The organism is Rhodocytophaga rosea, from assembly GCF_010119975.1.
Classification (GTDB): domain Bacteria; phylum Bacteroidota; class Bacteroidia; order Cytophagales; family 172606-1; genus Rhodocytophaga; species Rhodocytophaga rosea.
In genome coordinates this window covers 7,821,553-7,842,545 of record NZ_CP048222.1, presented here as the reverse complement: position 1 = coordinate 7,842,545, position 20,993 = coordinate 7,821,553, and the positions used below count along the sequence as shown (strand labels likewise).

Below are 20,993 nucleotides of genomic sequence, written 5' to 3'. Positions count from 1 at the left end.
AATAAAAACTTTATGCACCATGCTGGTTACACTTTATAGGAAACTACTGTATTTTTTAAATTTTCGATGGTTAAGGTGGGATTGGGAGAAGAGAAAACAAAGTTACCTGCCACCAGTACCTGCGCACCAGCCTGAATTAATGCCGGCGTATTCTGTTCATTTACACCTCCATCCACTTCAATTAAGGCATGCGAACGGTGCTGGGCGATCAATTCTTTAAGAGCAGCGATCTTCTGGTAGCTGTGTTCGATAAATTTTTGACCGCCAAAGCCTGGGTTCACCGTCATTACAAGCACAATATCGAGGTCAGCAATAATATCTTCAAGCAATTGTACTGGCGTATGCGGATTGAGGGCGACGCCTGCTTTACAACCTAATTCCTGAATATGGTGAATAGTGCGGTGCAGGTGAGTACAGGCTTCCAGGTGTACAGTAATATGCGCCGCTCCAGCCTTGGCAAAGGCTTCCAGGTAACGGTCTGGCTCGGTAATCATTAAATGCACATCCAGTGGTTTACGGGCGATCCGGTGAACCGCTTCACATACCGGCAGGCCAAAAGAGATATTGGGTACAAAATGCCCATCCATGACATCAAAATGAATCCAGTCGGCCTGGCTTTGATTGATGAGTTCGATATCCCGGCCCAGGTTAGTAAAGTCAGCCGCCAGAATGGAAGGAGCAAGTATGGGTTTCATCCGGCAAATATAGTATTTTAATAGACCTGATAACAGGTAAAAACAGGGGTATTCCTACCAGACTTCTAAATGCTACATTATTGAGATGGTGTGCCGTGCCTTGATCTTTTTTGTTTTTCCAGTATCTTCTTCTGCCTTTCTACCAATTTCTTCTCTCTTTCTGCTATCATTTGCTCCCTTTCTACTTCAAACCCTTCATCAGGCAACTCAAAATCACAGCCTCTATAAAAGTCCTGATCCTGGTAGATAATATCAGTTAACAATTCAATTTGCCGGTTAATACTATCATTGTTTGTTCTTAATTTTTGAAAATTCCGCCAGGTGGGATTACGCTTTAAGATGATTCCAAATTGAGGAATCCAGAAGTGACTATAACATCCATCCATGCTTGCCCCATTGCTTGCATATTTATATACCTTGTATGTATCTTTTAAACCTCTTGTAAGCAAAGAATCTCCCCACACTAGTATGGATGTGCTGCCTACCAATGAAAATAGTTTATCAGGGATAGTATTATACTCATATTGCGGAATATAGGTATGATTTTCCTTCAATCTGTAAATAAGGGTATCTGGCTTTTGCTTCCCTTCAATAATATAAGTAAGCGTGTACATGCTGTCTTTAACGGTTGTTGAATGGAGCATTTTCTGTTTGAGTACCCCTGCCATGGTGCAACACTCTATGTTATACTCTACATAATAGTACTCTATCTCTTTCGAAGAAAGCTCTGCCTCATTTTTCTGCGAGCAGGAAAGCAGTGCTAAACTGAGGCTGATAATAATTATTATGGCGTTCAACTTCATTCTACTTTTTAGTAAATAGCGCATACTTAAACATAAGCATAATTTTATAGCAAAGAATGAAGCCTGATTCTATATTTATTCAACTCAACAATGCCACTTATTATAAAGGAAACACGCATTTATTCGATTCTCTCAACTGGACCATCCGCAAAGGTGAATGCTGGGCGATTGTCGGAGGCCTGGGTTCAGGAAAAACCAGTCTGGCTGAAGCAATTACGGGTAAATTGTTTCTCAGAAGTGGAGAAGCCATGTTTCCTTTCCTTGAAGATCTGCCAGAAACTCCCGATATTCATGAAGCTTCCTACCTGCTCTCTTTTCAGGAAGAATCGCATGTATTCAATTATGCCAATTTTTATTACCAGCAACGCTTTCATGCCACAGAAACGGCCGGAATTATTACCGCCAGAGATTATTTACTTCGGGCATTGCCAGATTCAGAAAGCATTTTACTTGTAGAAGAACTAAGCCGCCAGTTTGGAATTACGGAAGTATTGCCCCTGGAATTTATCAAATTGTCAAACGGGCAAACCAGGAAACTACGAATCATCAAAGCCTTATTGCAAAAGCCAGCTTTACTTGTCCTGGATAATCCGTTTGCCGGTCTGGATGCTTCGTCCAGAAAAGATCTGCATAAGATCATAGATCAACTGGTAGTGCAGGGAATTCATCTTTTGCTCACCTCTTATCCCACGGAACTTCCCCAGAGTATTACGCATGTCCTCTGGCTGGATAAGCTTCAAATCAAAGGTAAATACAGCCGCAAGGAATTTCTGGGAACACTGTCGGTACAACAAAATGGTTATGCTGAGCAAAGCCAGCTTCCGTTCTTAGCGAATAAACCAACTCCTGCTTTTGAGACAGTAATTCAATTCAAAAATGTGCAGGTAGCCTACGAAGGTAAAAAAGCACTGCAACACATTAACTGGACGGTGAAAAAAGGCGAGAAATGGGCTTTGCTGGGGCCAAATGGGTCTGGAAAATCTACCTTGCTCAGCCTGATCGCCGCTGATCATCCACAGGCGTATGCCAATCATATTGAGTTATTCGGAAAACGGAGAGGTTCAGGCGAAAGCATCTGGGACATCAAGCAGCGCATCGGATTTGTATCGCCAGAATTGCATTTGTATTTTAAAACCGGTATGACCAGCCGGGAAGTAGCTGCCACCGGATTCAGAGATGTACTTACTTTGAACCGGCAAATCACTGAAGAAGAGAACAATATAATTATTGATCTCTTCCATTACTATAATATGGAATCCTTGCTCAACCGGCGGTTTCAGCAGCTTTCCAGTGGCGAACAAAGAATTATATTGCTAATCCGTTCACTGGTTAAAAATCCGGATCTCATCATCTGGGATGAGCCTTTTCAAAATGTGGACAATGCATTCATAAATCAATCTTCAAGCTTATTGCAGCACTATTGCCAGCCAGATACGACGCTGCTGTTTGTGAGTCATTATGCCCATGAAATTCCCGGCTTTATCACCCGTTATCTTTTTCTGGAAAAAGGCATTATCCGGAAAATGGCGTATTATTCCCAAAAACCTAGTTAAAAATTTTAAGAAAATTTGTAACCTTTCTCATAAACCCGCGTTTAAATCTCTATTCAGAGGAACAAAAATCAGCTCGATTGAATAAAAAGATTGATTTTCGTTTTTCTATTTTGTTTTAAAGCATTACAGATTCGGATAGGAGTAGAAGCTTGGAAGATATCTGTAATGCTTTATTTTTTTGTACCCTCCCCTTTCATCAGCATAAATTTTGCCTGCATCAGATTATATACAACAGGCTCATTTATCCGCTACCTTATTCAAAATTTAACTATCTTGAGAACTTTTTAGACTAGTCGCTGAAATTCATGAAGAAATTTTTTGTCATCATAGGCTGCCTATTGGCAGGATTGCAGGTGAGCTATGGACAGGCTGCTGCCAGCAAACAACTAAAACCCCGTGAACTGAGAGAAATGGCAGCAACTGTGCAGCAATTTCTAAATGTATTGCCAGATTCCCTGAAGCAAAAAGCCGTATTTCCGTTTGACGATGAGGAGCGCTTTAACTGGCATTTTACACCCCGTCCCCGGAAAGGTGCCTGTTATAAATCCATGAACCAATCCCAGAGGCAGGCAGCGCTGGCCATTATCCAGACGGTATTGAGTGAGAAGGGCAATGCCAAAACTATAGCAATTATGGAACTGGAAATTATACTAAAAGCCCTGGAAAATAGAGAACCTAATGATCACTACCGCGATCCTGAAAACTATTATTTTACGGTTTTTGGTACCCCAGGCGGCAAAGAACCCTGGGCCTGGCGGATGGAAGGACATCATATTTCGCTGAACTTTTCTTCGGTTACCGGGCAATTGCTTTCCAGCACACCAGCTTTTCTGGGCTCTAATCCGGCCATTGTTCCAGATGGCCCTCAAAAAGGAAAACAGATCTTAAAACTGGAAGAAGACCTGGCCAGAAGCCTGATGCAGTCTTTTTCGGCAGAACAGTTGAAAACCGTCATTATTGATGTAAAAGCGCCCGGAGAAATTATTACCAGCAATAAACGCAAAGCCATACTGGAGTCCAGCCAGGGTATCCGGATGGCTGAGATGAGCCTGATCCAGAAAAAACGGTTTATGGAACTGCTGAATGTATACCTGGATAATTTTAACGAAGAACTGGCTGTAAACCACATGAAGAAAATCAGGAAAGCAGGCCTGGACAATCTTCGTTTTGCCTGGGCTGGCAGCCAGGAAAGAGGACAAGGCCATTATTACCGCATTCACGGACCCACCCTGCTGATCGAATATGATAATACCCAGACCCATGCAAACCATGTACACACCGTTGTCCGCGACCTGACGGATGACTTCGGAGAGGATATTCTCAAGAAACACTACGATCAACAGGCACATGGGAAATAATAAAATGTCAGAACCAGGATTTGCAGCGTATAAGATTTATAGGATTTTTCAGGTTAACTTACAGACCGAATTCAGCAAAGCCGATTTACAGACATGAATGCAGATATTGAAAAGGAAGAATGGAATGAAGATGAAGATTTATTTGAACACTACCGGATACAGGTAGATAAAGGGCAATCACTGTTGCGGGTTGACAAGTTTCTGATGGATCGCATTCCCAATGCAACCAGAAATAAACTCCAGCAAGCCATTGACAGCGAAGCCGTAAAGGTGAATGATAAAGTAATTAAGTCCAGTTATAAAGTAAAACCTGCAGATGTAATTACGATTTCCCTGCCCCAACCGCCCCGGGATACGGAAATTATCCCTGAGAACATCCCTCTGGATATTGTATATGAAGATGAAGATGTATTGGTAGTGAACAAACCGGCAGGGATGGTGGTTCATCCGGCTTATAATAACTGGACTGGTACGCTGGTGAATGCGCTAACGTATCACTTTCAGCACTTACCTACCTCACAGAACGGTGAAGGCCGTCCCGGACTCGTACACCGCCTGGATAAGGATACCTCCGGATTGCTAGCGGTGGCAAAAACAGAACTGGCTATGGCGCATCTGGCCAGGCAGTTCTATGACCACAGCATCGAACGTACCTATTATGCCTTAGTATGGGGAGAACCCAAACTGGAATCCGGAACCATTGATGCCCATGTTGGCCGGAGTTTGAAAGACCGCAGGGTAACAGCCGTGTTTCCGGAGGGTGAGTTTGGACGCAATGCCGTAACCCATTATAAAGTACTCAAACCTTTGCGGTATGTGTCACTGGTTCAATGTAACCTGGAAACCGGACGTACTCACCAGATCCGGGCACATATGCAATACCTGGGTCATCCGCTGTTTAATGATGCTACTTATGGAGGCGATAAAATTCTGAAAGGCACGTCTTTCACCAAATACCGTCAGTTTGTTGATAACTGTTTTAAATTAATACCCAGGCAGGCATTACATGCCAAATCCTTAGGATTCACGCATCCCCGTACCAAAGAGTGGAAACAGTTTGATTCGCCTTTGCCTGAAGATTTTTCTTCTGTACTGGAAAAATGGGAAAAATATGTAAACACAGTGTAAGCCAATAGATTTGTCAACAGTATTATCTATTTAAACTTCAACCCGGCCAGGGCACTGTGTTTATATACCCTGCCGAATGGTAACCTTTTTCCTTTCACCTCCACTCCTTCCAGGCTGATACAACTCACTGCTTTTACAGCTACTATGAACGACCGGTGTATGCGAACAAATGCTTCAGCAGGCAGCTTTTGTTCCAACTGGCTGATATTCTCTCTGGTAATCAGCATTTGGTTATGTAAATGAACTTTTACATAATCATCCAGGCTCTCCACGTAAAGAATATCTTCCATGTACACCTTATGAGATTTACGCTCTGCTTTCAGATAAATGAAGGCTTTCTGTTCTTCCTGCCCTGTAGAAAAATGGGACACAATAGCTTTCCTGTCAAAGAATTTATTAACAGCTTTCATGAGCCGCTCAAAGGCAATGGGTTTAAGCAGGTAATCAATCACATCCAGATCAAAGGCTTCGGGTGCAAAATCCCGGTAGGCCGTGGTAATAATTACAGCAGGAGGATTTTTTAACGTACCCATCAGTTTTAATCCATTGATTTCGGGCAATTGAATATCCAGGAAAAGCAGGTCTACCGGTTTGCTCCGGAGCATATTACCGGCTACAATCGCATCTTCGCATTCACCTGCCAGCTCCAGTCCTTCTATTTTGGATGTATGTGCTAAAACAAGCTTTCTGGCTAGAGGTTCATCATCTACAATGAGGTATCTGTATTTCATGGCTTGTGTGTTAAAATTTTATTTGCTGCTATATTCCCTGTTATTTGTTTGCCAGGCAGCATCACCTGAATCCAGAATTCATTGGCTTTGCTTCTGTCTATAGACAATGAATGAGTAGCTGCATATACATGTTGAAGCTGACTTTGCAGATTTTCCAGGCCAATGCCTTTACCCAAACTGGTATTTTTGCAGCTATTACCCACCTTAATATATATACCATCCGCTTTCCCTTCCACTTGCAGAATTATCCATGATTTGCCTGATACCTGCATCACCCCATGTTTAAAACTATTCTCCAGTAAAGTAATCAGCAGCATCGGAACAATATTTTTATCTGGTAAAAAGCCGTTTATATGTGTTTCAACTTTTACCCGGTCGCCATACCGGAGTAACTCTAATGCAATAAAGTTTTCTGCCTGCTTGAGCTCTTTTTCTAGCGGAACTAAAATGGCTTTTCCTTCCTGTAATACATAATCCAGAATTTCGCTCAACGCCAGAATGGCCTGGGGAGCCTTATCAGATTTTTCACTGGCCAGATAGTACAAATTGTTCAGTGTATTAAACAGAAAATGCGGATTCAACTGGGTTTTCAGAAACCTGAGTTCTGCCTCCAGTTTTTCATGCATCAGTTTTTGATACGCTTCTCTGGATTGACGCCATTGCAGCATCACTTTAAGGGCTACACCGAAAAAAACGACCATTAACAAAGAAGCCAGCAGAAAAAAAATATCTACAGAAGCCGGGTTCATATTGTTCCATTGCATTTGGGCAATCGCCATGTAGGTAAACATGGCTACAAACATTTCCAGGCAAAGCGAACCTAACACCGTGTATATAAAATACAAAGCAAATAAGCCATACTGTCCATGCATAAAATAGCGCGGAACCAGATAGTAGTTGAGGAAATAGGTTGTTCCAATGGTGATCGGCATCAATAATCCCACAAATACAAAGGTTTGTAAGTAATTATGATTGGCACGCCCAAAGAAAATCACGTATATCAACAACACTCCTATCCAGAATGCACTATGCATCAGCCATCGCCGGCAGATAAAAGCAGAATGATATACCTGTTGAATTTGCTTCATAGACCTGTTCTACAACTACATATTTATGAAAAAATAAACCAGCTTACCAGCGCTGAACAGAAAGAATAGAGCATTATACCCTTTTCTACCAGAAATATACCCTTTTCGCCACATCCCCAGCTTAAAAGGCAATATCCCTTTTCTATTTCTCAGATGGTCATAAAGGAAAGGTTGATATATATTTTTGCAGTAAGCTTGCTGAACATTTTTTATAAACCAATCCTCTATTAACCTTATGTATAAATACTCTTCTCAGATTTTACTGGTATTCATTTGTTTAGCGGCAATCCTACTGGAAACACACACTGCTTCAGCTCAATCTATAGATGCAAAAACCAAAGCATACATCGATAGCCTGACAGCTGCTACGTTTACAGCTGATCAGCCAGGAGGCGTACTATTAGTGGCCAAAAAAGGAGTTCCAGTGTACAGAAAAGCATTTGGACTGGCAAATGTGGAATTAAAAGTACCCAATCAGCCGGAGTATAAATTCCGCATTGGTTCGATTACCAAGCAGTTTACAGCTGTAGCGGTTCTTCAGCTTGTGCAGCAAGGCGAGCTTTCTTTAACAGATGACATCCGTAAATACCTGCCCACTTTTAACACCCATGGAGAAACCATTACCATTGAACAGTTACTCACCCATACAAGCGGTATTCAGAGTTATACAAGCAAACAAGACTTTGAGAGCAAGATGCGGCTAGACTTTTCGCAGGAGGAAATGCTCAAATACTTTATGGACGACTCGCTAAACTTTGAGCCTAATACGAATTTTCTATACAATAACTCCGGGTATTACCTGTTGGGAATGCTTATTGAAAAAGCATCAGGTCTATCCTATGAGCAATATCTGCAAAAAAACATCTGGCAGCCGCTGGGCATGACCAACACCCTGCTGGGAACCTACGATCAAGTAATTCCTGATATGGCCAGTGGTTATGATCCTGGTCCGGATGGCTCCTTTAAACCCGGTGTGTACCTAAGTTTTTCTCAACCTTTTTCTGCCGGTGCCATAATTTCTACAGTTGACGACTTACTTAAATGGGATCACGCCCTGTACACCGATAAACTGCTGCCGCAATCTTTGCTGCAAAAAGCCTGGACTGCTTACAAAATATCGGATGGCAGGGCTACCGGGTATGGGTATGGTTGGGGAATAGGCGCTTATAAGGATGTTACGCTTCTTCAGCATGGAGGAGGTATTCCCGGATTCATATGTTTAGGTATTCGCATTCCTGAGGAACAGGTATATGCCATTTTGCTTACCAATGCAGGAGGTGCAAAAGATCCCGGAATTATTATGCCCATAGCTCTACGTGTAGCAGGCCGTGAAATTACCATGCCTACACCAGTATCCTTGTCGGCTAGTAAATTACAACAATATACTGGCGCTTTTGAAGTGCCTGGTGCACCTGCAGGAATAAACGAGGTATTTACATTGAGTGGAGATACCCTTATTAGTAATATCGGTGAATTCCGGAAACTGAAATTCTGGCCGGTTGGCAAAGACAGGTTCTTTACCAAAGAAATGTACAGTTATCTGCAGTTTGTGAGAGACGAAAAAGGTAAAATTAATGCAATAGAATATTCTTCTTTATATAGAGGTGATATGATAAACCGGCAAAAAAAGATTTCGCAGGCAGTAGTAAGCAAATAATATCCATTTTCCTTCAAAAATTATTAATTAATAACCTTATCAATTTTAAACTTATGCTTGAACTACATGAACGTGGAGGACTAGAATGGATGTTCCCACTTTCTTTGATGTTACTTACTTTACTTGGATTTATTGCTTATGCTAGTTATAGCCTGGCTACTGGTAAAACTATAACTCCTAAGTGGCTGGAAACCATTAAGCATACAGGTATGCTCGCTTTATCCTGGGGCGTACTAGCTACCATAGTTGGCTTATATGCCATGTTTAGAGGTTTACAAGCTATGAAAGTTGCCCCTCCCCTGGAAGTATTAATGGGCGGCTTGCAGGCACTGCTAATCGCTTTGCTCTATGCCTTAATTATTTATATTATTTCTCTGCTGGCCTATCTGATATTAAGGTGGAGAGTAAAAAATTCTTCCACATAGTACATTTATATTTTTTAAATCCGCTCCTTATTGGTTAGTATATAATACTATATTAAGATAAGAATGGCATCATTGAATTAACATCTTGATAATAAATATTATACTAACAACTATCAACGAAGAAGCAATAACAAATTAGTATATCACATTTTTTTAAATTCAAAAAAGCAAAGGCTGTCTCAAAAGACAGCCTTTGCTTTTTTGCAGAACTATAATTAGCGGTTGGTGCTTTCAAGTCTTTTTACCCGTTCATGCAAATGGATCAGGTCGGCTTCTAGGCCGCTGAGTTTGCGCAGGGTATTATAGCGGGTATTGGGGAAATGGAAACTTACTTTGGCTTTTACATACCAGAGTTCCTTAATATCAATGGCATCTATTTCTCTAGTGGCATAGGCTTCATTATCCGACATAATTACAATTTTTCCCCGTTCCTGTACCCGGTTTAACAGGCGTTTTACCAGAACAGCCTCTTCCGTTACCACCACATAAATGTATCCTTCCTTAATATTGTTAAAGGCTTTACGTCCTTGGCTCAGGTCAACATACGAGCAAATTACCCAGTCTTCGGGATATAAGGTTTCGGACATACTATCGCCTACCACCTGGAAACAGCGGAAAGTGGAGTTTCGGAACTGAGGTCCGGGCAGGGTAAATTTAGGAAGATCGACCAGGTATTCAGGCTCCAGGAAATACTGGGGGTAACCGGCAGCTGCTCTGGTGTCGACCATGGCAATATTTTCTTCTCCGGTTTCCCGGTCCAGGGTAATAGCTACAATGCCGGCCTCTTTTTTTACGGAGTAGTTTTTTCCATTTCTGGTACCCGAATATGCCTGCAAGCCAGTTTCAGTATTGCCATTGAGCCGGGAAGGAGTAAATTTTGGTTTAAACATATCTCCTTTTCCCAGCATTAGCCATTCGGCATTTACCTGCTGAAAATGACTTAAAATATCCACTAAAGTATCATAGCCAGGCTTATTTCTTTTATTGAGGATGGTATAGATCTTTTCCGGGCGGTCGTAACCCAGTTCTTTGGCAAACTGATAAGCGCTCATGCCTAACTCATTCACCAGGGCCGTAATTCTGTCATTTATTTCCATAAGGATATATAATTATCTATTGATTGGTCTGAATTTTTATGCTTGTACAACAAATATAAGACAATAATTATTCGATGGTTCACTTTAGCAATATTTTTTTGCTAAACCATTCATATCATCATTTAAACTATTATACAACTATATTTGTTGCTTATTTATACATGTTTTAATTCTAAGATACTTTTATTATCATAAAATGCTCATTTACAGTTTTTTAAAATATAAATACACTTATATTTACAAACATTTGTTGACTAATATATAAATAATTAAAACTTTTATGTACTAAATGTTGTATATAACAAAACTTGTGTTTATCTTTATATCAGTAATCAGTCAAAGAAAATGTATACAACATCTATTAAACACATTCAACAAGCACTCAGGCAACTTGTTGCATCCTTTGAAGGAGTTGAGGCTTTTAAGGTAGAATTCAGTATGTGGGATCATTCCTCGGAACCGGTAATGCAGCTATATGTACTCTGCACTATTCATCATAAGCAGGTAAGTATACATACCCGTTCCCAGTCGCTTGCAGGTGCTTTGCAGGAAATACAAGAATGGTATCAGATTCTATCCGGCTCCCGGCTAGCAATGGCCAGTTAAATAATTACAATTTTAATCCACTTGTTCAGCTTATTCACTAAACTTATATGAGATACACTACAAACCGGGTTCATGGCATGTATAGTTTTGCCACCTCCGCAGGAAATTCTCTCAGAACCTTATATAGCCCCAGGCAAATTGCCAATATGTACTGCTTTGATGCCATTGACGATAAAAATAACCTCCGGGTGGTGCTTTCCAGAGATGTAGATTTTACTTCCTTTGAATATTTGCAATACATAAGCCGTCAATCAGCAGCCTAAGCCTTAGTACTTGTTTAACAACCTATTTCCAATTGCCATTTGTATGCCTTGCAATATGTTTGCTTGCATTATTTTACCCCTGATAACCAATGAATGAAGATATTCTAAATATTATTCCTGTTCTTCCCTCAGCAAACATTGCCAGAGATACAGCCTGGTACAAAGACAAGATGGGGTTTGAGATTTATTTTTCTGATTCCCTGTATGCAGTATTATACCGGAATCCGATTTGTATTCATCTGCAATGGCATGCTGATACAGAAAATGATCCCCTGCTAGGTGGCTCGGTTGTTAGAATATTAGTAAACGATCTTAAACCGTTTTTTAATGAATTTTTTCAACGGGGAACCATTGATTCTAAAGCCTTACGAATAAACACAGATTGGCAAACAAATGAATTTGGTTTTTTTGATTTGAATCAGAATGCTATCTTCTTTATGGAGAACGTAGCGGCATAAATCCTAAAACCGCCATTACCAAACTATAACCAACTTCATTCTTATTTCATTGTGAAGCCTGCTGGCTGAACTAAGTATCACAAACTTGGTTCAAGAATCCTCATTGTCTTACTTCCTATCTACAACCTTATCAATAAACCCTAATTTACCATGACTCAACCTGTTCAACATTTCGAAAATTCATCATCTGAAGCAAAAAACATGACACTTACATCTTTTAATCTGAAAACGTACCAGATTATTGAACCTATTAATGGTGAAATTCTTAGCAAATACAAATACCTGGAAGGCCATCCCAAGCAGTACCGTTTTGATGCCAAAGAAGGTAAATTCAACATCAATGGATCCGTGAAACTGACAGATACTTTTACCTTTCAACCGGTAGCCTGGCGTATTTTCGAAGACGATATAATGCAGATGGGCCGTAAAAAATGGGCTGAAATATTCTTTATTGATGACAAAAACTGTCTTTCTGCCATGATGTTTCATGGATGGAGTGTAGAAAATCTGTTTAAGCTGATTGAGCCACTTTACTATGATGATCTGACACTGGCTGATGTAATCATTACAGCAACTGCCAGAAAAAAAGAAAATACTAAAATTACGCCTAAAGGCGTGTATTATATTGCTGAATTCTCTTATGCTGGTGCTGATCAGGCGCTTACCAAAGAGTTAAAAGAATTTGCATCCGATCATAAAATTTACCGGGCAGAAACCTTAACTGAAGTGGCTGACATTAAAGTGGCGCATAATTTTTACAATCCTTTATTGAATGCATTGCCTGACAATGCAGCTTAATAAACTAGCCTGTTTACATGAGTTATTATTGGCGGTCGGAAGGCCGCCATTTTTATTTATCTAAAATTCCCATTTGATTCAATACAGCCTTGGTGATTTCCTTGCGGCAAGGACCAAAATTTGGATGAGGTGTTGACCTAAGCTTAGACACTCTGGTAGAAAAAAAATAGACATTATCTTTCCTCTCCACATAGCCAACCCACCAGCCCACATCCATTCCATTAAACCTGGTCCAGCCAGTTTTAGCATATATAGTATAGGAATTTGTTTGTTCAGCCTGCATGATACGTTTCACAATTTGCTGGTTCCGATTGGAAAAAGGCAGTTTTTCCTCATACAAATCTCTCAGAAAATTGATCTGGTTTACCGGACTAATACCAAAAGATCCAAAATTCCAGAAATCAAAATCTGGTTCAGTTAAATTATGGTTGCCATAGCCGCATTGCTGGAGGTATTTTACATATTGTTTGCGGTCTATACGTTTGGCAAATTCAATATATACCCACCCGGCTGACAGCTCAAATGCCTCTTTCATATTCATGTCTTTGTAAATATCCGGCCGGTATCCATATAGTACTGTATCTGTTTGGCCTACCCATTTTATCACTTCAAACTCATCCTTTACTACGCCAGTTTCAAGAGCAATGAGTGAGTGAATAATTTTAAAAGTAGACGCAGGCAACGTTTCTTTCCGGCTATCGGCTTCATCGCTATACGTCCATTTCTTGTTTTTATAATCATATAGGGTTATGCTTCCCTTTAGCTGGCAATCCTGGAAAGGCTTTTGCAAATCAATCTGCCCTAAGCAGATTGTTGGAAACGTAAAAAGCAGAAAAACGAAAGCAATAATTTTCATGTAAAGGGATATGGGTTTCAATATACAGCTCCAGACAATATTTACAGATTTTTCTCTATCCTAGATAAAATTTCCAGGAATTTATCTATCAAAGGAATAACAGGGATTTCAGGATTGGCAGACAATAAATTTTCCCTTAAGAAAGAAATAGAGAAATAGCGCAGTTCTACAATTTCTTCGGGCTGAAAAGCAAACGCCCGGGCAGGCATAGTAGTGTTATACAAGAAAATAGCGGCATGTTCCCGGTCAGTTAAGTGATTAACTTCATCTATGCCGTCTATCGAAATAATTCCCAGATAGTGCAGGGATACTTCTGCAGTTTCAAGCCCCAGTTCTTCCTGTAATTCACGCGCTGCACAGGATTCATAGCTCTCCTGCGGCATCAAATGTCCGCCAATACTCAGATCCCAGAGCAAAGGAAATACATCTTTCTCAGGACTGCGCAGGTTGCATAACAATTCTTGCTCGCTATTTACTACATATACCTGTGCGGTCCGGTGCCAGTCACCCTCTTCATGAACCTGCCTGCGTAATTTATTTTTTTGTAAAGAGACATTATGGACATCAAAAATCTCAAGGTATTCGGGCATTTTATTATATGCGTTGGTTCAAGTAAACAGGAACAAAAGTAGAATTTAAAGCGCAAAAACAGGAACTGGTTATAAATAATTATCAGCATGAAATGTTGTCTGTATGAATTTATACTAGTTCTGAAAATTAACCCTAAAATTTAGTTTGTAGAAAAGCGGAAAAAGGCAAAATTTGGCTATAAAGTTGCGGCAAATTAATTAGTAAATGGCCTGATATGTTGCTTTACAATAGTCATTATAAAATAATAGCATATATTGAACTAATTTATTAAATTATAGAAATTTGAAGCAAGATTTCTTTAGACAATATTGCTGTTTTTAAGGCATTATTTCGATAGTAGCAAACTGCTTAATCTGACTCTAGTACAATTAACTTTTCACCCCTCCAAGGTCGTATCTTATTATTGATTAGGGGTATTTGCTGTATAGACATAGCAGAGTTATTACTATTAACACAACCAACAGCCTATTTATTTGTAAACTTCTTCCTTAAAGTAACACTACATCAGTATAATCTAAATAACAGTACTCCTAACTATCTATATGTACAACATCTACAAACAAAGAAAACTTTTTAGGTTTTTCTACATCCTTTTGTGCATACACCTCAGAAGAAAAATAGATCACCTGTGGTTTATCTGCTCATCTTTCCATCCCCACCTCACAAAACTATTTTTAGCTACATTCATTTTGCTATGGTGTGGATGCTGTACTGAAGTATTTAGCCAGACACCTCCCAGTGGGTTTTCTAATACACTGCTTTCCTCAGGATGGAATGAGGCTGTTGGGATGACTTTCAGTAAAGATGGGAACCGGATGTTTGTGTGGGAAAGAGCCGGAAAAGTCTGGGTGGTAGAAAATGGTGTAAAATCTTTGCTTCTGGATATAAGTCCTGAGGTGGGTGCCTGGCATGATCATGGTATGCTGGGATTTGCCCTGGACCCAAAGTTTGAGATCAATGGGTATTTTTATGTTTTATATGTAGTGGACCGGCATCACCTGTTATATTATGGCACAGCTTCTTATAGTGAAACCACAAACCTTTATTCTACAGCTACTATCGGGCGTTTAACCCGTTATACAGCTACCACAACAGCAAATGGTTATACTGCATCAGATCGCAAAATACTTCTGGGTGCCACTAAATCAACTGGTATTCCTACATTGAGCAGAACGCATGGAGTGGGTTCCCTTGTATTTGGCACAGATGGTACCTTACTTGTTTCGGCAGGCGATGGGGCATCTCCGTCAGGCACAGATATTGGCGGCGCTATCGGCAACAGTTATGCACCACAGGGCCTTAATGATGGGATTATTACGACCAAAGATAATGTAGGTTCATTCCGTTCGCAGCTCCTAGATAGTCCGAATGGAAAAATTCTCAGAATAGATCCGGAAACTGGTGCTGGCATTCCAAGCAATCCTTTCTATGATCCGGCTAATCCTAATTCTGTCCGTTCTAAAGTATGGGCGCTTGGTTTAAGAAATCCTTTTCGCACCCTACTTAAACCAGGTACAGGCAGCCATAATCCTGATGATGCAAACCCAGGAGTATTGTATGTAGGAGATGTAGGGTGGAATGTATTTGAAGAATTGAATGTAATTGACCGTCCGGGTTTAAACCTGGGATGGCCTATTTTTGAAGGACTCGACTACCATTCGGACCCTAACTGGCCCTCCTATGCTACTCAGACGACAGAAAACCAGTTTGCCCCTAATCCTTTGTATGGCATAAATGGTTGTACCAGGCAATATTTCCGTTTTAATGAACTTTTGAAACAAGCTACTGCAAGTGGTACAAGTAGTTTTCCCAATCCCTGTGATGCCTCACAAACCATTCCTCCTGCCATTCCTACTTTTATTCATACCAGGCCTATACTAGACTGGAAACATGGAACCGACCTGGCAAGGACTGGAATTTTTAATGGAGAAACGGCTGCAATAATCAATGTAGGTGCTTCAGGCTCGCCAGTATCCGGGCCTATGTTCAGAGGGAATGCTTCTACCGGTGGCGTATTTTATACTGGAGATGATTTTCCGCCTGAATATAAAAACACTTATTTTCATGGGGATTATGGAGCAGGCTGGATACGGAATGTTTCTGTAACAACTGCCGACAAGCCAGTTGCCATTACAAATTTTATCAACAATACGGCTATTGTGGTATACATGGCCACTCATCCTATTACTGGCGGCTTGTATTATATTAATTTTGGATCAGAGATCAGAAAAATTACGAATACAAGTAATCTTCCTCCCAACGCAGTTGCATCGGTAGATAATTCGTATGGCACAAGTCCGCTTACCGTACAGTTTACAGGGAGTAATTCTACTGACCCGGAAGGGTTTCCTTTAACGTATGAATGGAACTTTGGAGATGGTTCTGCAATCAGTACTGAGGCGAACCCTAGTCATACCTTTACTACGAACACTGCTGTGCCTACCAAATTCACAGTTACCTTAAAAGTGAGCGATAATATTGCCACTGATCAGACGACACTTGTCATCTCGGCTAATAATACCCCTCCGAATGTAACTATTACAAGTCCTGTTAATAACGGTTTGTATTCTATAAACGAAGAAACGACACTTAATCTACGGGCTACCGTTACTGACCAGGAGCATAGTGCCAGTCAGTTGAGTTATCAATGGCAAACTACCCTACATCATGAAGACCACATGCACCCCGAACCCATAGATACTCAAAAGCAGACGACCACCACCATTGATCCAATCGGTTGCGACGGCCAAAGTTATTTCTACCGGATAACACTTACTGTAACAGATGGCGCAGGGCTTTCTACAACAAAAGAAGTAAGGTTGTATCCTAATTGTGGTGGAACAAATATTCTTCCAACTGTTGGTATCTCTTCTCCGGAAAATAATGCCGGTTTTACTGTCCCGGCTAGTATTGTAATAAATGCAGATGCCTCTGATGAAGATGGAGCAGTAACCAAAGTAGAGTTTTACAATGGCGCCACAAAACTGGGGGAAGCTTTTGAAAGCCCATACAGTTTTAACTGGAGTGATGTAGCACCTGGCACGTATCAATTAACTGCTAAAGCTACTGACAACCTGAATGGATCAACTACATCGTCCATGGTAACAGTGAATGTAAGTCAGGTTTCTGCTCAATTGCCTGCGCCATGGCGACACACGGACATTGGTGCTGTTGCTATAACCGGGGGAGCATCGTTTAATAATGGCGTATTTACTGTAAAAAGCTCCGGATATGATTACTGGATACCCCCTGATGCCTTTCATTATGTATATCAACCTGTATCAGGAAACAGCACCATTATTGCAAAGGTAAACAGCATCGAAGCAACGAATGCAAACGCACTGGCCGGGATGATGTTTAGAGAAAGTTTAGATGCAAATTCGTCTTTTGTTGCAACAGTTGTTAATCCTAGAGGTACCCTGCTGATGTCCCGGCAAGGTACAAGCCAGCCAGCCTATCAAGGTCAAAATGGAAGTGCACCCACCTGGCTGAAACTAGTCCGGAACACAGATGCTTTTACGGCTTCTCATTCTTCGGATGGTGTAAACTGGACCCCCTTATGGGAGACAACTATTACGATGGGCAATACTATTTATGTGGGCCTCTCTTTAACTTCACATGATACCACATTAATCAATACTTCTACTTTTTCTGATGTGTCTGTGATTTCCTCGGGAAACCTGGCTCCTTCTGCCAATATAATTGCTCCGGCCACAAATACCAGTTTTAATGCTCCGGCCACTGTTATCATTGAGGCACAAGCCTCAGACACTGATGGCACTATTAGTAAAATAGAATTCTATCAAGGTTCAATTAAGTTAGGTGAAGATCTGACAAGTCCATACAGCTATTCATGGACCAATGTAGGAGCAGGAAGCTATCAGCTCACGGCTAAAGCCATCGATAATCTGAATGCCACCACTACTTCTTCTGTGGTAAATATTACAGTAAGTCAAGATAACCAGGCGCCCATTGTAAGTTTAACAGCGCCTGCGAACAATTCAACTTTCACAGCCGGTAATAATATCACTCTAACTGCCACCGCCACAGATGCAGATGGGTCAGTAAGTAAAGTGGAGTTCTATCAAGGCACGACCAAAATTGGTGAAGACTTATCTAGTCCTTATGAGTTTACCTGGAGTAATGTAAGTGCTGGCTCCTATCAACTCACGGCTATTGCTACCGATAACCTGAATGCTGTTACTACTTCCTCTGTGATTACTATCACAGTCAGTCCGGCGGCAGCGGTGAGCTTTTACAGAGCCCTCAATCTGAATGGAGGAACGCTAACCATTGATACCCGCACTTTTGAAGCCAGTGCCACTGCCGCAGGATTCACTTACAGTGGCCGGGTGTTTGCCAATCAGAACATCACCCTTTCTCCGGCAACCGATGCCGCCAGAGCTTCCATGATCCGATCTTCAATCTATTCCCTGGCTTCTGCACCGGCTAGTCTTGCTTTGAGTGGGGTAAGCAATGGAGAATATGATTTGTACTTGTATGTATGGGAAGATTCTGCTCCTGAACCCTATTCACTCACCCTGGAAGGACAGGTGATCCTCAGCAATTATTCCACCGGCGGAAAGGGAAGCTGGGCAAAGTTAGGTCCGTATCGCACTACCATTGCCGATGGCATTCTCAACATAGGCGCTAGTGGAGGAGCCGCTAACCTGTCAGGTTTGGAACTTTGGAAAGTAAATCAGCCTGTAAATCAATTGCCAATAGTGGCTTTAACATCCCCTGTCAACAATGCGAGTTTCACGGCGCCGGCTTCTGTTTCCTTAGCCGCTGCCGCTTCGGATGCAGATGGGACTGTAAGTAAAGTAGAGTTCTACCAAGGCACTACTAAGTTAGGTGAAGACTTAACTAGTCCATACAGCTATTCATGGACCAATGTAGGAGCAGGAAGCTATCAGCTCACGGCTAAAGCCATCGATAATCTGAATGCCACCACTACTTCTTCTGTGGTAAATATTACAGTAAGTCAAGATAACCAGGCGCCCATTGTAAGTTTAACAGCGCCTGCGAACAATTCAACTTTCACAGCCGGTAATAATATCACTCTAACTGCCACTGCTTCGGATGCAGATGGGTCAGTAAGTAAAGTGGAGTTCTATCAAGGCACGACCAAAATTGGTGAAGACTTATCTAGTCCTTATGAGTTTACCTGGAGTAATGTAGCAGCAGGCAGCTATCAAATCACGGCTATTGCTACCGATAACCTGAATGCTGTTACTACTTCCTCTGTGATTACTATCACAGTCAGTCCGGCGGCAGCGGTGAGCTTTTACAGAGCCCTCAATCTGAATGGAGGAACGCTAACCATTGATACCCGCACTTTTGAAGCCAGTGCCACTGCCGCAGGATTCACTTACAGTGGCCGGGTGTTTGCCAATCAGAACATCACCCTTTCTCCGGCAACCGATGCCGCCAGAGCTTCCATGATCCGATCTTCAATCTATTCCCTGGCTTCTGCACCGGCTAGTCTTGCTTTGAGTGGGGTAAGCAATGGAGAATATGATTTGTACTTGTATGTATGGGAAGATTCTGCTCCTGAACCCTATTCACTCACCCTGGAAGGACAGGTGATCCTCAGCAATTATTCCACCGGCGGAAAGGGAAGCTGGGCAAAGTTAGGTCCGTATCGCACTACCATTGCCGATGGCATTCTCAACATAGGCGCTAGTGGAGGAGCCGCTAACCTGTCAGGTTTGGAACTTTGGAAAGTAAATCAGCCTGTAAATCAATTGCCAACAGTGGCTTTAACATCTCCTGTCAACAATGCGAGTTTCACGGCTCCGACAAGTATTACATTGGCAGCCACCGCCACAGACACTGATGGCACTATTAGTAAAGTAGAATTCTATCAAGGTTCAATTAAGTTAGGTGAAGACTTATCTAGTCCTTATGAGTTTACTTGGAGTAATGTAAGTGCTGGCTCCTATCAAATCACGGCTAAAGCCATCGATAATCTGAATGCTGTTACTACTTCTACTGTGGTAAATATCAGTGTGGCAGCCACAGAAACCTGCACCGCTTCCGGCACTATCCTTCGGGAAGTGTGGAACAATGTGGCAGGCAATTCGGTCAATCTGATTCCTCTCACCACCACCCCTGCCCTGGTAGCGCAGCTCTCCTCTTTTGAAACGCCCACCAACATCGGCAGCAACTATGGTCAACGCCTCAGAGGCTATATTTGCCCCCCTCAAAGTGGTAGTTATATCTTCTGGATTGCCTCTGATGATAAATCCGAACTGTGGTTGTCTTCCAATAGTGATCCGGCCAACAAAGTAAAGATTGCCTCTGTTACTTACTTCACAGCTGTGAGAGAATGGGAAAAGTATACCACCCAAAAGTCAATGGCCATCTCTTTGCAGGCGGGTAAGCGTTATTACATTGAAGCTTTACACAAGGAAGGCACCGGAACGGATAACCTGGCTGTGGGCTGGCAACTGCCAGATGGCACCCTGGAAAGACCCATCGCCGGTAACAGACTCTCTCCTTTTGTTTCCAGCATCAACCGGATCGGGGATGAATTGGAAGAAGGGCAGGCAAGTACAGAACTATTAGCTTATCCAGTACCTGCTTCCAAACAGATCAGCATCGAGTTTAGTTTTCCTGAAAGTCAACAGGCTACCCTGCAGTTATTTGACATGAGAGGGAATTTAGTGGCTAATTTGTTTGATCAACCGGTAGAAGCAGGTGACAAGCAGCAGGTAGTCTATCAGGTAGGCAGTTTAGCCAATGGAATGTATTTAATCAGGCTGGCAGGAAAGCGTATAGTTAAGCCTCAGAAGATCATCATTGATAAACACTAAATAACTATTCCCTGCCTTTCAATACAAAACCCGGTAAATAGCTACCGGGTTTTGTATTGAATGAGAAA

Annotated in this window: 17 protein-coding genes; 10 read left to right on the top strand and 7 right to left on the bottom strand. The window is 41.6% G+C overall.

What is annotated here, in order from left to right:
• Positions 1-26: 26 nt before the first annotated feature.
• Positions 27-695: a ribulose-phosphate 3-epimerase gene (rpe, locus tag GXP67_RS32155; RefSeq protein WP_162446905.1), complete on the bottom strand. Its 669-nt coding sequence runs from the start codon at positions 693-695 to the stop codon at positions 27-29.
• Between the two features lie 77 nt (positions 696-772).
• Positions 773-1,492: a hypothetical protein gene (locus GXP67_RS32150; RefSeq protein ID WP_162446904.1), complete on the bottom strand. Its 720-nt coding sequence runs from the start codon at positions 1,490-1,492 to the stop codon at positions 773-775.
• Between the two features lie 62 nt (positions 1,493-1,554).
• Here GXP67_RS32150 and GXP67_RS32145 point away from each other — a divergent pair, with 62 nt between their 5' ends.
• The 3 genes from GXP67_RS32145 to GXP67_RS32135 all read left to right on the top strand — a co-directional run bounded on the left by GXP67_RS32145 (position 1,555) and on the right by GXP67_RS32135 (position 5,537).
• Positions 1,555-3,051 (top strand): ATP-binding cassette domain-containing protein, encoded by a 1,497-nt coding sequence (locus GXP67_RS32145; protein WP_162446903.1) that lies wholly within the window; start codon positions 1,555-1,557, stop codon positions 3,049-3,051.
• Between the two features lie 305 nt (positions 3,052-3,356).
• Complete coding sequence (locus GXP67_RS32140) at positions 3,357-4,409, top strand: DUF3500 domain-containing protein (RefSeq protein ID WP_162446902.1); 1,053 nt, start codon at positions 3,357-3,359, stop codon at positions 4,407-4,409.
• 93 nt (positions 4,410-4,502) lie between these two features.
• A complete protein-coding gene (locus GXP67_RS32135; protein ID WP_162446901.1) occupies positions 4,503-5,537 on the top strand; it encodes an RluA family pseudouridine synthase in 1,035 nt (344 codons plus the stop codon).
• Positions 5,538-5,563: 26 nt separating this feature from the next.
• Here the strand turns inward: GXP67_RS32135 and GXP67_RS32130 are convergent, their stop codons facing one another.
• Positions 5,564-6,268 (bottom strand): LytR/AlgR family response regulator transcription factor, encoded by a 705-nt coding sequence (locus tag GXP67_RS32130; protein ID WP_162446900.1) that lies wholly within the window; start codon positions 6,266-6,268, stop codon positions 5,564-5,566.
• Positions 6,265-7,356 carry a sensor histidine kinase gene (locus GXP67_RS32125; RefSeq protein WP_162446899.1) on the bottom strand — a complete coding sequence of 364 codons (1,092 nt, stop codon included), beginning with the start codon at positions 7,354-7,356 and terminating at the stop codon, positions 6,265-6,267. The genes GXP67_RS32130 and GXP67_RS32125 overlap by 4 nt, the downstream gene beginning before the upstream one ends.
• 235 nt (positions 7,357-7,591) lie before the next feature.
• On the opposite strand from GXP67_RS32125, the gene GXP67_RS32120 reads away from it, so the two are divergent.
• Positions 7,592-9,013, top strand: a complete 1,422-nt coding sequence (locus GXP67_RS32120; RefSeq protein WP_162446898.1) for a serine hydrolase domain-containing protein — start codon at positions 7,592-7,594, stop codon at positions 9,011-9,013.
• Between the two features lie 53 nt (positions 9,014-9,066).
• Positions 9,067-9,438, top strand: a complete 372-nt coding sequence (locus tag GXP67_RS32115) for a MotA/TolQ/ExbB proton channel family protein (RefSeq protein WP_162446897.1) — start codon at positions 9,067-9,069, stop codon at positions 9,436-9,438.
• A 215-nt stretch (positions 9,439-9,653) separates the two neighbouring features.
• Here the strand turns inward: GXP67_RS32115 and GXP67_RS32110 are convergent, their stop codons facing one another.
• On the bottom strand, positions 9,654-10,535 hold the full coding sequence (locus GXP67_RS32110; RefSeq protein WP_162446896.1) for a LexA family transcriptional regulator: 882 nt from the start codon (positions 10,533-10,535) through the stop codon (positions 9,654-9,656).
• Positions 10,536-10,880: 345 nt separating this feature from the next.
• On the opposite strand from GXP67_RS32110, the gene GXP67_RS32105 reads away from it, so the two are divergent.
• The 4 genes from GXP67_RS32105 to GXP67_RS32090 all read left to right on the top strand — a co-directional run bounded on the left by GXP67_RS32105 (position 10,881) and on the right by GXP67_RS32090 (position 12,660).
• Positions 10,881-11,141 carry a hypothetical protein gene (locus GXP67_RS32105; protein WP_162446895.1) on the top strand — a complete coding sequence of 87 codons (261 nt, stop codon included), beginning with the start codon at positions 10,881-10,883 and terminating at the stop codon, positions 11,139-11,141.
• Positions 11,142-11,188: 47 nt separating this feature from the next.
• Entirely contained in the window at positions 11,189-11,404 is a 216-nt protein-coding gene (locus tag GXP67_RS32100) for a hypothetical protein (RefSeq protein WP_162446894.1), read from the top strand.
• Between the two features lie 89 nt (positions 11,405-11,493).
• Positions 11,494-11,862, top strand: coding sequence for a VOC family protein (locus GXP67_RS32095; RefSeq protein WP_162446893.1), 369 nt, complete (start codon positions 11,494-11,496; stop codon positions 11,860-11,862).
• A 201-nt stretch (positions 11,863-12,063) separates the two neighbouring features.
• Complete coding sequence (locus GXP67_RS32090; RefSeq protein WP_162448128.1) at positions 12,064-12,660, top strand: hypothetical protein; 597 nt, start codon at positions 12,064-12,066, stop codon at positions 12,658-12,660.
• Positions 12,661-12,712: 52 nt separating this feature from the next.
• Here the strand turns inward: GXP67_RS32090 and GXP67_RS32085 are convergent, their stop codons facing one another.
• Together GXP67_RS32085 and GXP67_RS32080 are read right to left on the bottom strand one after the other, a co-directional pair.
• Complete coding sequence (locus GXP67_RS32085) at positions 12,713-13,516, bottom strand: penicillin-binding transpeptidase domain-containing protein (protein ID WP_162446892.1); 804 nt, start codon at positions 13,514-13,516, stop codon at positions 12,713-12,715.
• A 41-nt stretch (positions 13,517-13,557) separates the two neighbouring features.
• Positions 13,558-14,106 carry an NUDIX hydrolase gene (locus tag GXP67_RS32080; protein WP_162446891.1) on the bottom strand — a complete coding sequence of 183 codons (549 nt, stop codon included), beginning with the start codon at positions 14,104-14,106 and terminating at the stop codon, positions 13,558-13,560.
• Between the two features lie 594 nt (positions 14,107-14,700).
• Here GXP67_RS32080 and GXP67_RS32075 point away from each other — a divergent pair.
• The gene (locus tag GXP67_RS32075; RefSeq protein ID WP_162446890.1) at positions 14,701-20,925 is read left to right on the top strand and encodes an Ig-like domain-containing protein; all 6,225 of its coding nucleotides are present in this window, start codon (positions 14,701-14,703) and stop codon (positions 20,923-20,925) included.
• Positions 20,926-20,993: the final 68 nt, after the last annotated feature.

What these genes read in the sequence shown, in the direction of transcription:
- rpe (WP_162446905.1), bottom strand. Translation starts at nt 695, where the DNA reads ATGAAACCCATACTTGCTCCTTCCATTCTGGCGGCTGACTTTACTAAC.
- GXP67_RS32145 (WP_162446903.1), top strand. Translation starts at nt 1,555, where the DNA reads ATGAAGCCTGATTCTATATTTATTCAACTCAACAATGCCACTTATTAT.
- GXP67_RS32140 (WP_162446902.1), top strand. Translation starts at nt 3,357, where the DNA reads ATGAAGAAATTTTTTGTCATCATAGGCTGCCTATTGGCAGGATTGCAG.
- GXP67_RS32135 (WP_162446901.1), top strand. Translation starts at nt 4,503, where the DNA reads ATGAATGCAGATATTGAAAAGGAAGAATGGAATGAAGATGAAGATTTA.
- GXP67_RS32130 (WP_162446900.1), bottom strand. Translation starts at nt 6,268, where the DNA reads ATGAAATACAGATACCTCATTGTAGATGATGAACCTCTAGCCAGAAAG.
- GXP67_RS32125 (WP_162446899.1), bottom strand. Translation starts at nt 7,356, where the DNA reads ATGAAGCAAATTCAACAGGTATATCATTCTGCTTTTATCTGCCGGCGA.
- GXP67_RS32120 (WP_162446898.1), top strand. Translation starts at nt 7,592, where the DNA reads ATGTATAAATACTCTTCTCAGATTTTACTGGTATTCATTTGTTTAGCG.
- GXP67_RS32115 (WP_162446897.1), top strand. Translation starts at nt 9,067, where the DNA reads ATGCTTGAACTACATGAACGTGGAGGACTAGAATGGATGTTCCCACTT.
- GXP67_RS32110 (WP_162446896.1), bottom strand. Translation starts at nt 10,535, where the DNA reads ATGGAAATAAATGACAGAATTACGGCCCTGGTGAATGAGTTAGGCATG.
- GXP67_RS32105 (WP_162446895.1), top strand. Translation starts at nt 10,881, where the DNA reads ATGTATACAACATCTATTAAACACATTCAACAAGCACTCAGGCAACTT.
- GXP67_RS32100 (WP_162446894.1), top strand. Translation starts at nt 11,189, where the DNA reads ATGAGATACACTACAAACCGGGTTCATGGCATGTATAGTTTTGCCACC.
- GXP67_RS32095 (WP_162446893.1), top strand. Translation starts at nt 11,494, where the DNA reads ATGAATGAAGATATTCTAAATATTATTCCTGTTCTTCCCTCAGCAAAC.
- GXP67_RS32090 (WP_162448128.1), top strand. Translation starts at nt 12,064, where the DNA reads ATGACACTTACATCTTTTAATCTGAAAACGTACCAGATTATTGAACCT.
- GXP67_RS32085 (WP_162446892.1), bottom strand. Translation starts at nt 13,516, where the DNA reads ATGAAAATTATTGCTTTCGTTTTTCTGCTTTTTACGTTTCCAACAATC.
- GXP67_RS32080 (WP_162446891.1), bottom strand. Translation starts at nt 14,106, where the DNA reads ATGCCCGAATACCTTGAGATTTTTGATGTCCATAATGTCTCTTTACAA.